Here is a 12,596-nt window from a genome sequence, read left to right as displayed (position 1 = left end):
GCTTTAGAGGAAGAAGGAACGTAAGATGGTGGCGGCTACGATCAGAAAGATACAGGCAAAGAACCAGCTGGCGGCGGTTTTCGAAGTGTCGGGATCTCCGCTGGAAAATTTGCCATAGGTCTTGATACCGCCTACCAGACCAAGCACCGCACCGATGGCATAGCATAGTTTGGTGGCGGGATCGAAATACGAGGTCATGAGGCTGGTTGCCTCGTTGATACCCGCAAGGCCCTGGCCCTGCGCAAAGGTGTTTGCGGCGATGACCGCACACATCACAGAAAAAAGGATTCTTCTTTTCATTGTCGAATCGTTTGGGTAAGACATAAATTTGAATTCGACAACAAAGATAAATGAGGATAATGCGCTATGATTCAGAGGTGTCATCAGATGTCATCAAATGTCATCAGATGTCCTCTTTAAGCATAATATTTAAACGATAATTTTGGTACAAATATGGATTGTTTAAACTATTACATAGTTTTCTGTACTTCTGTACCATTATATAATTACCATTACAAAAGCCGGCAAATTCCATAAAGTTGATTTCTTGTCAAATACGACTATTATTGATATTGAATTAAAATCATTATATTTGCATATCAAACGCAGTTTTATGGCCAATGCAAACAGGTTAAAACAGTGCATCATGTAATGTAAAGAGCACGCCTTGAATAAAGTATTTTTAAGTAATATATCTGTTTATATTCAAGAACAATCAGACAGAGAACAATCACCTTCATACTTAGTAAGTATGAACAATGAAATTATGGTGCTTAAACAAAGCGAACAAAATATAAGGTCGTAAAATAAAGCATAATGTAACAAGTGCTTACAGGCAAAATATTTAATCAGTTAGTGTATGAAGAAAAACCTTAAAGATTTATATTGCCAACGCCCTCATGTCGTAATAGTTGGAGCAGGTGCTTCAAGAGCGGTCATGGGAAAATCTTGCCCAACGATGAATGAAGCCATTGAACAGGTCGGGTTAGATGGAATCCTTAAAGGATTTATGCTAGAAACGAAAAGCAGGAATCTTGAAGATATATATAGTGAGCTGTTTAGGCGTGGTGATGAGTGTAAAAATGCACGGATAGCAATGGAAAAAAAACTTTATGAATATTTTTCAAATGTGCAGCTTCCATCCTTCTTAACCATCTACGACCTTTTAATTCTTTCGCTCACAGAAAAAGACTGCATTGTATCCTTCAACTGGGATAGTCTTCTTATCCAAGCATATAACAGAGTGGCAAAGATTACCCGGAATAGACCGGAAATTCTGTTCTTGCATGGAAATGTGGGAGCTGGTGTGTGTAAAGATTGCATGACCTTTGGTCTTATACAAAACTATTGCAGAAAGTGTGGCAAACCGTATAACGTTGTTCCTTTGCTGTATCCTGTAGAACAAAAGGATTACAACAGCGACATCTTTATCCGTGACCAATGGAACGTTGCAAAGTACTATATATCGAAAGCAGGTAAGGTAACAATCTTTGGGTATAGCGCACCTTCTTCTGATAAGGAGGCAAGTGAAATACTTAAAGCTGCGTTCTCTAAACATGATGGTGTTCACAGATTGGATGCAGTGGAGATAATAGAACGTCCCGGATTCAGCGCAAATGAAATATCAGAAACTTGGCAGTATTTCTTTTCATTGACCAATTACCATTCTGATATTGTGGATTCCTTTTATAATAGCAGTTTGGCGCAGGCACCTCGCCGTACCTTGCAATACCAATACCAGCAATATATTAAAGGATGGTGGGGACAACCAAAGATACACTTCTCAAAACAAAATACTTTTGAGTCGGTGGAAACGCTTTTAAAACCACTTCTTGTAAATGAAGAACAAGGAGATTATTCTATAATTTAAGTCAATAACACTAACATTATCATTACAACCGGATGAATAGACTTGTTATCATAGGAAACGGATTTGACATGGCACATGGCTTTAAAACAAGTTATGTGGATTTCATCAACTGGTATTGGGACCAACGAGTATATGCTTTTGCCGGTAATACTACAAATGTATCAGAAGATTGCCTTTGTCGTTTGGTTATCAAAGATAATGTAAATATTAATTGCTGGAATGTTTTTGTCTTCACCCACTCATGTTTTTTTAAAGACATCTATCGTAAAGAAAGATACTCAGGTAGTGAAGTTATTCAGTATATCAAGGATCAGCCGGATGTTTTCTCTATTGAATGTTGCCCATTTTTCAAAACTATTCTGCAATCAATAGAGGTCAAAGGATGGGTGGATATTGAAAACGACTATTATCAACTGTTGAAAGCGGGAATGGATAACCCGGATTGTGATTATACGATCGGTGAGTTAAATGAGCAATTAGTATTTCTTCAAGAAAAATTAATTGAATACCTCCATACAATACAAACAGGCAATGTAAGGGATGACCTTCATAATGCAATAATTGACTTCTTTGACCCTGCTGATTTCTCAACAGAAGGAAAAAAGAAAGCTTTGGATAACATTGGATTTGACACATCTAGCTTTGCAGAAGTTAAATACAATAATGGAGAACGCAAAAAACTTCTCCCTAAACGTATCATGTTGTTGAGTTTCAACTATACAAAAACAGCTAAGATGTACAATAATTTCAATATTACCCACAATTATATTCATGGTGAGTTAGAAAAGCCTGAAAATATAATTTTTGGCTATGGGGATGAACTTGACAAAAGCTATCAGTCTATTCTTGATATGAATGACAATGAGTTACTTAGAAATGTCAAATCCGTTAAATATTTAGAAACAAGACATTACCATGATTTGCTGGAGTTTCTTTTAGCTGCACCTTTTCAAGTTTTGATAATGGGGCATTCTTGCGGAAACTCAGACCGAACATTACTAAATACCGTCTTTGAACATGAAAACTGTGTTTCTATAAAGCCGTTTTATCATAAATGGGAAGATGGCAGCGATAATTATTTGGAACTGGTTCAAAATATTTCCAGAAACTTTACTAATATGAAGTTGTTTAGAGATAGAGTTGTGAACAAGGAACAATGCAAAATCATGTAATAGAGCTCTAAATTTAAATGTGATTTCTATGATATCTGTTATGCACATAAAGTGCGACAAAATATTGTATAAAAGGAAGTAGGAAAAACGGATTTTCATCCATTGGAAAAAGTAAGGAGCTGACTTGGTAAACAGCTCCTTATTTTTTATAATTTATAGGCTTGCAGAGAAATTTTACTTAATAAATTAAGCTATAGTTTTTCCTGTTAGCCAATTAGGATAATTTTATTCTTTTACTTTTGATTCGTAAGCAACTGTGAGGAAGTATCCAATTTTCTGAGTTGTCCCCGTGATTTCTATGTTTTAAGTTTGTTTCTTCCTATTACTCTTACCAAAAGACAAACTTCAACCTTTTTCATGGATTATAAAAAAGACAAAGTCGGGGCACATAATAAAGATTCTACATATAATATTTAACGCATATGGAATTTTTGTAGCATAATAGCATTTACTTTCAGACCAGATTCCTCCAGTCAGTAACATGTTTGCTTTCTTTCCTCTCTCTTTTCAAAGGCAACGCATTCCCCTCCTTATCCACATACTTCCCCATCAGTTCCTCAATCAGCTTCTTGTTCTCCACCTGGGAGGAGAACAGTTCAAACATGTCCGTTTCCCGGATGGAATGCAGTGTCATGGCCGCCCTGTATGATTTGTTCTCGTCCGAGCCGGCACCATTCAGGTTAAGCAGCACGTCGCCTACATTGAGCAGGTCAGCAGGAGTAACCATCGGAGCAATGGCTTCCGTTTCGGGAGAGCGGCTGTCCAGTTCCTCCTGTTCTTCTTTCAGCATTCTCATCTCCTCCAAAGGCAGTTTGCATTCCACTTCATCTTCCGGAATATCCTTATCCGCTCCGATAAAATCACTTCCGGTTTCCAGTTGCTGGCTCATGTAAGGAGCGACGGTCTTCCCGGCATTCTCGTCCAGATAGACAAATCGGGTAGCTCCCATCACATCCTGTGCATTTCCCGGTTCACCGTTGTCTTTTTCTGCTTGTGGCCGATTGCGGGGAGTATAAAGCAGATCACAGATTTTACCTATTCTCTCTTTTTGTTTCCATACCTTATATAACAGATAAGCGGTACAGCCGAACCGTATTGATAAATAAACTATTTCTTCCATTCTATTGGCTTTTGAGTTGCTTCTTGATTATATATTTCATTGATGATATGCTGATACCTTTCCAGATGGTCTGACAGTACACTCCCTAAAAACATGGGGACAGACATTTCCGGTGCAATGACCGGCAATACTTTGGCAACAGTCCTGTACAATGTATCGTTAATATAGGTCTGCCTTCTTGCTCCCGATAGTTTCACTTTCAGAAACCGGCTCCGGTATTCATCTGAATCAGCCGCTCCATCCGGTGTTTTTTTTATTTGCTGTCTGGAAGAACCGCTTTTCTTCTCCTGTTTCTCCGGACAAGGTCCAGCCTGACTTTTTGTTTCCGGCTCCTCTTCCGGAGGAACCGTTCTTTCCAAAGCGGTCACATCTCCTGCCATCATGCGTTTCAATGCCTCCTCGTCCACTTGGTAATCCGTTCTTCTTTTAGTGGTCATAATTGTTTTTATTGAAGTTTCAGTATGGTTTCTATTTCCGCTGCCAGCAGGTCCAGACTGCTTCCTTTCATTGCGGAGGAAGATGGAGGGAACAAAGTGCTGCGGAACAGAGGCCCTTTCATTCCGGAGTCTTTTTTGTAACGTTCTGCACTGGGAATGACGGTTTCCAGTACCGGCAATTTCAGCGAACGGAAAATTTCAGTATAGCCGTTATACAGGTCTTTGGAAACACGTTTGTCCATCCGGTTCCAGAACATATGGATACCACGCAAGGGTACATCCTTATGCCGGTGCATGTATTCCCGGATGGCAAGGACAAAAGACATACTGCTCCGCATTGCCATTCTTTCCTGCGTGATGGGGGTGAATACATAATCCATATTGATTACGGACTGGAATACACCTGGCACATTTACGGTGCCCGGAAGGTCAAAAAGGACAAGGTCATAATCTAGCTCCGACTTTTCAAGAAAGCGTCCGGCCGTTTCCCGGGCTTCTTCCGGAGTGGAGTTCAGGATGCTGTAGGCTTTCCTGCCGCTTGCTCCGAACTGTTCCACCAGCTGGTTTTGCAGATGCACGTTCTTTTCAATGTTTCCCACTTCCCAGTTCCGCATGGTACTGATGCTGTGCTGTGGATAATCACAATCCACCACCAGTACGTTATACCCCTTCAGGTAATGGAAGTAACTGGCGAGCAATACCGTGAACGTGGATTTTCCCACACCGCCTTTTTGGTTGCTCAAAGCGACAAATAAAGGTTCTTTCTTCATAGGCTTGAATTTAGAGTGTATAATTTGTTTAATATCTGTCCGGATTTTTTCGTTTCATCACACGGCAATGCATCCGTTGGTATATGGCAATGACGCATTGTTTGCCGGTTTGCATGAATACATTGCATACCATATTGCACCAGTGTAATACCGGTTGCCGATGGGCATTGCCATATAAGGTGCATTGCATTCATGCAATATGGGGTTCAATGTATCCCATACTGCATTGCACGGATGCAATGTATTCCGTCATGCAGAATTGTCGTGCAGCATATATGGCATTGCACATATAGGGATGATGCCGCATTCACATCATGCACCACCTGTGGCAGGCAAGCAATACCCCTTACAGAACAATGTTTCAATGTATGCCCTCATGCACTGTGCCAAAAGTAGCGGCTATTTTTGAAACTTCCACCAACATTTCCCCTACCTGACATCAGATGTCATCAGATGTCATCAAATGTCATATCAAACGCTGTTTACCAATCGGTTATCACTGTCTAATTTTGCAAAATCGGAATCAGACGATGGAAAAGAACTGACTTCGTCGGACCACAGCGTTCCGTGAACGTCGCGCTGCAATCCGACGAAGGAGGATTCTCTGTTCAAGCGAACAGAGCAAGTTGTGTCCTTGTCCGACAAAAAGTCTTTTGTCCGACAAGAACCAACTTGCCCGCCCCTTCCCGGGGCGGGGGAATCCGCTCCAAAGTCGCGGATTCCGGAAGAGAAAAAAGTACAAACCAAAAATCTCATGTGCATGGAGAGAACAACAGGGACAAGGACGGGCAGAAAGCCCAAGAGTGATCCGGCGGACCGCAAGTACAGCTTCCGCCTGAACGCCGAGGAGAACACAAGATTTGAAAAGTTGCTGGCGGATTCGGGAGCCGGGGACCGCACGCTGTTCATCAAGAAATCCATCTTTTCGGGACAGATTAAAGTCGTGAGAATCGACAAGGCTACAATGGACTATTACATCAAACTGACCGAGTTTCACAAACAGTTTCAGGCTGTCGGAAACAACTACAACCAGGTCGTCCGCGCCTTGAAGAACAATTTCGGGGAGAAACGGGCGATGGCATTGCTCTACAGGCTGGAGAAACTGAGCATCGAACTGATGCTTGTCTGTAAAAAAGTCATGGCGCTAACCCAGGAATACGAGCGGAAATGGTTGCAAAAATAAGTCATGGCATGAACCTTTACGGGGCACTCGCCTACAACCACGACAAGGTGGCGGCGGGTACCGCCGAGATTCTTTCGGGCAACCGTATGATTTCCGACAGACTTGGATTACCAAGCGAGGACATACGCCTGGCGTTACTCTCTTTCGAGAACTACCTGCTGGCAAACCGCAACACGGAGAAGCCCGTCCTGCATATCTCCCTTTCCCCCGCACCGGAAGACCGTCTGAGCCACACACAGCTGGAAGAACTGGCGGCAAGGTATATGGAAAAGATGGGGTATGGCAACCAGCCATACATTGTCTACAAACATGCCGATACCCACAATGCCCACATCCATATCGTCAGTGTCTGTGTGGACGGACAGGGGAAAAAGATCAGCGATGCCTACGAGCACCGCCGTTCCATGACCGCCTGCCGGGAACTGGAAACGGATTTCGGCCTGCGCAACGGAGCGGACACGGAAAGGCGGAATCCGAAAGCGGAGCTGAGGAAGGTGGACGCTTCCTTGGGGGATGTCCGCCATCAGGTAGGCAATACCCTTAAAGCCGTATTGGAAAGCTACCGTGTCCAAACCTTCGGGGAATACAATGCGCTGCTTTCCACGCTCAACATCGAGGCGAAACAGGTCAGGGGAGAATACAACGGTACACCATATACCGGTATTGTCTATTCGGCCACGGATGATACCGGCAAGGTGGTCAGCCCGCCGTTCAAGAGCTCCCGATTTGGGAAACGCTTCGGAAATGAACAGTTGGAAAAGCGGATGCTGATGAACCTGAAAGACCTCAAGGACGGGAAATGGGCACCCTCCATACAGGCGGACATCGTTCGTGCCTTGCGGCAGGCGGATTCACGGAAACGGTTTGTGGAACTGCTCGGGCAAAGGCGTATTGATGTGGTTTTCCGCGAGAATGAGCGGGGACGTATCTATGGTGTCACCTTTATTGACCACAACCGTCGGGAGGTGTTCAACGGCTCACGCATGGGCAAGGAGTTTTCCGCCAATGTGTTCAACGACTATTTCAAATGGCTGGAAAACATACCCGAAAAGGAACGGGGTGGACATTCCGCTACAGAGCTTTGGCAGCATCACCGTCACGAATCCTCTAGCACGCTCGAACTGGCGGCAGGCATTCTTTCTATGGAAACCAATCCGCGGGATTACGAGGAGGAAGCCTTTGCACGCCGCATGAAGAAAAAGAAGAAGGCCGGACGCAAGCGTGGCATTTAGACAAAACAAGTATCAACCCATTTATATACAATCCTTATGCAACAGGAAGACGATTTGAGGGCCCTCGCTAAGATAATGGAATTCGGCAGGGCTGTGAGTATTTTTCTTTTGGTGGTGCACGTCTATGTGTACTGCTATCCGAGCATGACCGCATGGCATCTGAATCTTGCGGTCATAGACAAGATTCTGGTAAACTTCAACAATACGACGGGTATTTTCAACTGTATTCTCTGGACCAAGCTGTTGGCAGTGACTTTACTGGCAATATCCTGCCTAGGAACACATGGAGTTAAAGGTGAAAAAATCACCTGCCCCAAAATCTACGCGGCACTGGTAGCCGGATGCGTGCTGTTTTTTCTGAACTGGTGGCTGCTTGACCTGTCCCTGCCGCACATGATAAGCACCATACTGTACGTTGTAACACTTACCGCAGGTTACCTCGGTCTACTGATGGCGGGATTGTGGATGAGCCGGCTTTACAGGCATAATCTGATGGGTGATGTGTTCAATATCGAAAATGAATCCTTCCAGCAGGAAACCCGGTTGTTGGAGAACGAGTATTCCGTCAACCTGCCCACCAGCTTCCGCTTTCAGGGAAAACAGCATGACGGATGGATCAACGTGGTAAATCCCTTTCGTGCCACCATCGTGCTTGGCACGCCCGGATCGGGCAAGTCGTATGCCGTGGTAAACAATTACATACGCCAGATGATTTCCAAAGGATACAGTTGTTATATCTACGATTACAAGTTCGACGACCTCTCCACCATCGCTTACAATACGTTGTTGAACAACATGGACAAGTACAAGGTCAAGCCCCGGTTCTATGTCATCAATTTCGACGATCCGCGCAGGTCACACCGCTGCAATCCCATCAATCCGAAATTCATGACGGATATCTCCGATGCGTATGAGGCGAGTTATACGATAATGCTCAACCTCAATCGCACCTGGATTGAAAAGCAGGGGGATTTCTTTGTGGAGTCACCCATCATTCTGCTTGCCGCAATCATCTGGTACCTAAAAATTTACAAAAACGGTATTTATTGTTCCTTTCCGCATGCGGTGGAACTGCTTAACAAGCCTTATTCAGATTTGTTTACCATCCTGACCTCGTATCCGGAGCTGGAAAACTACCTTTCCCCCTTCATGGATGCCTGGAAAGGGGGCGCCCAGGACCAGCTCCAGGGCCAGATCGCTTCGGCAAAAATTCCCCTTACGCGCATGATTTCCCCACAGTTGTATTGGGTGATGACAGGTAATGATTTTTCGTTGGATATAAACAACCCGAAAGAGCCCAAGCTGCTTTGCGTGGGTAACAATCCGGACAGGCAGAACATCTACTCGGCGGCACTTGGACTATACAATTCCCGCATCGTCAAACTCATTAACAAGAAAGGACAGCTTAAGAGCACTGTCATCATTGACGAGCTGCCGACCATCTATTTCCGTGGATTGGACAACCTCATCGCTACCGCCCGAAGCAACAAGGTAGCGGTCTGTCTCGGCTTTCAGGATTTTAGCCAGTTGAACCGCGATTACGGTGAAAAAGAGTCGAAGGTCATCCAAAACACGGTAGGCAATATTTTCAGCGGTCAGGTGGTTGGAGAAACCGCGAAGACGCTTTCCGAACGTTTCGGCAAAGTACTCCAGCAGCGGCAGTCTGTCTCCATCAACCGTCAGGATGTATCCACCTCCATTAGCACACAACTTGACTCGCTCATCCCGGCTTCCAAGATTGCCAACCTGTCCCAGGGTACATTTGTCGGAGCCGTTTCCGACAATTTTGGCGAAAAGATAGACCAGAAAATATTCCATGCTGAAATCATTGTGGACCATGCCAAAGTCGGCGCGGAGGAAAAGGCTTACCGGAAAATCCCTGTCATCAATGAATTTAAGGACAAGGATGAAAACGATATCATGATGCAGCAGATACAGCGCAACTACGACCAGATTAAATTGGATGCTCAGGCAATCATCAATGAGGAAATGAACCGAATCAAAAATGATCCGGAGTTATGTGAACGGTTGGGGTTAAAAGATGATACCTCACACAAGTAAAATCTGTCTAATTCAAAATAAACATAACATCTGAAAAGATTATTCTCCTTTAAGTACTGTTGTTCTTCTTTTCAGATGTTAGTATACCTTCCTTTATGACAATGATATTAGGATATTTCTAAGGTTTATTAATATTCCTGATGCGATTTTCTCGATCAATCAATTTATTAATATCAATATCTTGAATATTAATTATGGTTATAAGTCCAAACATAGAAATACTTTCGTTACGTACAAACTCATTCAATTTCTTAGCCTCTTGATAAACTTTATCTATCCAATGATACGACGCTATTGTCTCATAATATTTACTCCCCAATAAGCCGTTCTCTCTGAATTTAACATTGGCTTCAAGAGTATAACGAACCCCCACGGATATATCATCCAACTTTTCATCAAGGATAAAATTGGCAATATCTTGAAAATTCGCCGTGTCAACTTTTGACAAGAGATTGCTTAAATTGTGAGTCCGAATAATTTTATACGTTGATTTTTCATCAGAGTCACTTCTCAAAAAAATCAAAGATTTCAAACTGCACTCAAAAGAAAATAATAAATCCACCAATATTTTACTACGTGTACTTATATTTGTAAACACATTTATTAAAGCCCTATATCGTGCTAAATAGCCAGAACTATCTGTCAAGAAAAAATCTGATATTTCTTTTCTTAAATCATCGTCCATAATCAAAATATTAAATCAGTTAATCCGTATTAATAAATTGCACTTTATTCCTTTTTCGATTTTAACTTTCACGTTGTTCTATAAACACATATTTGCTCAATTTAAGAATTAAGCAGAACAAGACAACAACTTTGTCTAACGAATAATCTTCGATTTGAAGTAAAGAATGTGCTACCTCATTTCTCAAATTCCAGCCTATTTTCTCTGACATTACATATTTGAGCATGGTAAGATGATCTTTGACAAAACTAGAAGGTCTCTCTGGAGTTCCCTTAAGATCTGCAATAATATCATCAAAAAGTTTTTCCATTATGACATCTCCATCTTTTGAACGTCTCTTAGCAAAAGTGGGTATTTTAAGTTTCTCAATAAAAAATCTCAAAAGACCTTCAATCTTAAGTGTTAAGCTATCTATAATAGTGACATAATCAGGGATATAACTTCCTTCAGCTTGTTTAAGTTCATCAAAGATTCTCTTTAATCCAGGTTTAACAGTATCTAAAGGAACAACACAAACCTTTTTACCATTATAGTTTCTCTCAATAGGTTCATTTAACCATGTTTTTTCCAAATAGTTTAAAACTGAATCGTATGATAACTTTTGAGAGTCAATGGCTGCCATAAATAATTTAAGCATTTTTAATGTACCAATTTTGAAAAAGAAACTATATGTAGACCAAAATTTCCCTTCTGCCGGTGTATATGTTTTAACGGTGTTGCCATATCTGTCTATACTTGACAAAGGAAGGATATCTATAAGTCCATTATCCGTTGCATCAGATAAAGTTTGGATAGAATCGTCTGTTTCATACCAAGGAGTCTCTGCAAATTGATCTAACAATTCATCTACAGAACAAGTTTCTATAGTCTGTTTTACAGCTTTGTCAATTGCCTTTATATAATCATCTGGAATTGGAATGGAAGTTTCTGTCAATTGGAAAGTATTTCTCTTTTCAGAGTATAACTCTTCCATCTCTTTTATTTTTCCATTGTCCTTTATTTTAAGATAAATATCCAAAGCTAATTTTATAAAATGCATTGAAGCTATATCTTCCTGCCTGCTTTTGGCAATCTGTTCATAGACCTCAGCTCTCTGTTTTAAAGAATCTTCTATTGAAAGATTTATTTTTTGTTTTAACTTATCCGTAAATTCAATAGCATCTGCGGCCATATAAAGATTATCTTTTTCTATCAAGCTGATAGCATATTTATTACGCTCTATAACTTTTTCAAAGTCTATGTATTTTTTACAAATGCTATAATGCTCTAACATGAACCTTGAATAATTTAAAGGAACATGTTTTGTGTTATCATTTACACTCCAATGTTGCTGTATATCAAAAACTTGTTCAATGATTGCCTTTTGACAATCTTCAAACTTACTATTTATTGCAATTTGTAAAGCCAATTCCAAACGATTAAGAACATATCCCAATTTGAAATATTCTCCTTTTTGAGCTTCACCATAATATTCTTGAGCTAAGGAGATTAATTCGTTGCATAACTGAAGCTTGAAACTGTTATTTTTCGACCAGTCTGTTTTTTGTCCGAAATATACCATCAAACCATATTCGGTTTTTGCATAGAGATTATTCGTTTTTTTATAACGCTGCTCAAAAAACTCGAAATTTTCTTTAGTAAGATTTCTAACATCAGGCCAATAAAAAGGTATTTTGTTTCCATTTGCCATATCTTGTGTTCCTGCCATTTGCCACGATAATCCTTTAATTGTCCCCTTTGTTTCATCATCTTGAAACTCAAAAGACTTTCTTATTAAAAAAACTTGTCGATCTAATTCTGCTTGCAAAGCAACATTAATCATATCTTTTTCACAAAGTTCACTTATTACTTTTTGAAATTCATTATTAATTATAGATGAGTCCTTATTCTTATAATTTACAGAATCAAAATTCTTTAAGAACTCTTCATATATACCATATTCACTCTTATTTTCCATCTTTCCAGTATTTAATTGTTTTTTTTGAGAATACTTCCGTGGAGAACGCATAAATCGCTTTCCTTTCTTTGTTCTACTGTCACCTTTTCCCATATTAACATTTACAATG

At 41.1% G+C, this 12,596-nt stretch carries 11 protein-coding genes; 5 read left to right on the top strand and 6 right to left on the bottom strand.

The features are described from left to right. Positions 1 to 3: 3 nt before the first annotated feature. Positions 4 to 384, bottom strand: a complete 381-nt coding sequence (locus BN161_RS18410) for a DUF4134 domain-containing protein (protein ID WP_182015855.1) — start codon at positions 382 to 384, stop codon at positions 4 to 6. A 475-nt stretch (positions 385 to 859) separates the two neighbouring features. On the opposite strand from BN161_RS18410, the gene BN161_RS18405 reads away from it, so the two are divergent. Together BN161_RS18405 and BN161_RS18400 are read left to right on the top strand one after the other, a co-directional pair. Beyond that, a complete protein-coding gene (locus tag BN161_RS18405; protein ID WP_036632171.1) occupies positions 860 to 1,870 on the top strand; it encodes a hypothetical protein in 1,011 nt (336 codons plus the stop codon). A gap of 32 nt (positions 1,871 to 1,902) precedes the next feature. Then, positions 1,903 to 3,042 (top strand): AbiH family protein, encoded by a 1,140-nt coding sequence (locus tag BN161_RS18400; RefSeq protein ID WP_036632174.1) that lies wholly within the window; start codon positions 1,903 to 1,905, stop codon positions 3,040 to 3,042. Positions 3,043 to 3,496: 454 nt separating this feature from the next. On the opposite strand, the gene BN161_RS18395 is transcribed toward BN161_RS18400, so the two are convergent. From BN161_RS18395 to BN161_RS18385, 3 genes are read right to left on the bottom strand one after another with little or no spacing between them, the layout of a single operon-like run. Next, positions 3,497 to 4,162, bottom strand: coding sequence for a DUF4122 domain-containing protein (locus BN161_RS18395; RefSeq protein WP_005802631.1), 666 nt, complete (start codon positions 4,160 to 4,162; stop codon positions 3,497 to 3,499). Then, positions 4,150 to 4,599 carry a DUF3408 domain-containing protein gene (locus tag BN161_RS18390; protein ID WP_004288745.1) on the bottom strand — a complete coding sequence of 150 codons (450 nt, stop codon included), beginning with the start codon at positions 4,597 to 4,599 and terminating at the stop codon, positions 4,150 to 4,152. Before BN161_RS18390 ends, BN161_RS18395 begins: the two co-directional genes overlap by 13 nt. An 8-nt stretch (positions 4,600 to 4,607) precedes the next feature. Next, complete coding sequence (locus BN161_RS18385) at positions 4,608 to 5,402, bottom strand: ParA family protein (RefSeq protein ID WP_005802628.1); 795 nt, start codon at positions 5,400 to 5,402, stop codon at positions 4,608 to 4,610. A 727-nt stretch (positions 5,403 to 6,129) separates the two neighbouring features. Here BN161_RS18385 and mobA point away from each other — a divergent pair. From mobA to mobC, 3 genes are read left to right on the top strand one after another with little or no spacing between them, the layout of a single operon-like run. Then, positions 6,130 to 6,552, top strand: coding sequence for a conjugal transfer protein MobA (gene mobA / locus BN161_RS18375; RefSeq protein ID WP_044269208.1), 423 nt, complete (start codon positions 6,130 to 6,132; stop codon positions 6,550 to 6,552). Continuing rightward, a complete protein-coding gene (gene mobB / locus BN161_RS18370) occupies positions 6,537 to 7,784 on the top strand; it encodes a conjugal transfer protein MobB (RefSeq protein WP_044269110.1) in 1,248 nt (415 codons plus the stop codon). Before mobA ends, mobB begins: the two co-directional genes overlap by 16 nt. Positions 7,785 to 7,820: 36 nt before the next feature. After that, on the top strand, positions 7,821 to 9,845 hold the full coding sequence (gene mobC, locus BN161_RS18365) for a conjugal transfer protein MobC (protein ID WP_044269108.1): 2,025 nt from the start codon (positions 7,821 to 7,823) through the stop codon (positions 9,843 to 9,845). Positions 9,846 to 9,963: 118 nt separating this feature from the next. Here mobC and BN161_RS18360 read toward each other — a convergent pair whose 3' ends face one another. After that, a complete protein-coding gene (locus tag BN161_RS18360) occupies positions 9,964 to 10,530 on the bottom strand; it encodes a hypothetical protein (RefSeq protein WP_005942818.1) in 567 nt (188 codons plus the stop codon). A gap of 61 nt (positions 10,531 to 10,591) precedes the next feature. Further along, positions 10,592 to 12,580, bottom strand: coding sequence for a DUF4209 domain-containing protein (locus BN161_RS18355; RefSeq protein ID WP_044269207.1), 1,989 nt, complete (start codon positions 12,578 to 12,580; stop codon positions 10,592 to 10,594). Between the last annotated feature and the right edge of the window lie 16 nt (positions 12,581 to 12,596).

Origin of the sequence: Bacteroides timonensis (assembly GCF_000513195.1) — a bacterium.
Lineage (GTDB): Bacteria > Bacteroidota > Bacteroidia > Bacteroidales > Bacteroidaceae > Bacteroides > Bacteroides timonensis.
Note: the sequence above shows the minus strand (reverse complement) of the source record. Positions and strands in the feature narration are given on the sequence as shown.

What these genes read in the sequence shown, in the direction of transcription:
- BN161_RS18410 (WP_182015855.1), bottom strand. Translation starts at nt 384, where the DNA reads ATGACACCTCTGAATCATAGCGCATTATCCTCATTTATCTTTGTTGTC.
- BN161_RS18405 (WP_036632171.1), top strand. Translation starts at nt 860, where the DNA reads ATGAAGAAAAACCTTAAAGATTTATATTGCCAACGCCCTCATGTCGTA.
- mobB (WP_044269110.1), top strand. Translation starts at nt 6,537, where the DNA reads ATGGTTGCAAAAATAAGTCATGGCATGAACCTTTACGGGGCACTCGCC.
- BN161_RS18355 (WP_044269207.1), bottom strand. Translation starts at nt 12,580, where the DNA reads ATGGGAAAAGGTGACAGTAGAACAAAGAAAGGAAAGCGATTTATGCGT.
- BN161_RS18390 (WP_004288745.1), bottom strand. Translation starts at nt 4,599, where the DNA reads ATGACCACTAAAAGAAGAACGGATTACCAAGTGGACGAGGAGGCATTG.
- BN161_RS18400 (WP_036632174.1), top strand. Translation starts at nt 1,903, where the DNA reads ATGAATAGACTTGTTATCATAGGAAACGGATTTGACATGGCACATGGC.
- mobA (WP_044269208.1), top strand. Translation starts at nt 6,130, where the DNA reads ATGGAGAGAACAACAGGGACAAGGACGGGCAGAAAGCCCAAGAGTGAT.
- mobC (WP_044269108.1), top strand. Translation starts at nt 7,821, where the DNA reads ATGCAACAGGAAGACGATTTGAGGGCCCTCGCTAAGATAATGGAATTC.
- BN161_RS18360 (WP_005942818.1), bottom strand. Translation starts at nt 10,530, where the DNA reads ATGGACGATGATTTAAGAAAAGAAATATCAGATTTTTTCTTGACAGAT.
- BN161_RS18395 (WP_005802631.1), bottom strand. Translation starts at nt 4,162, where the DNA reads ATGGAAGAAATAGTTTATTTATCAATACGGTTCGGCTGTACCGCTTAT.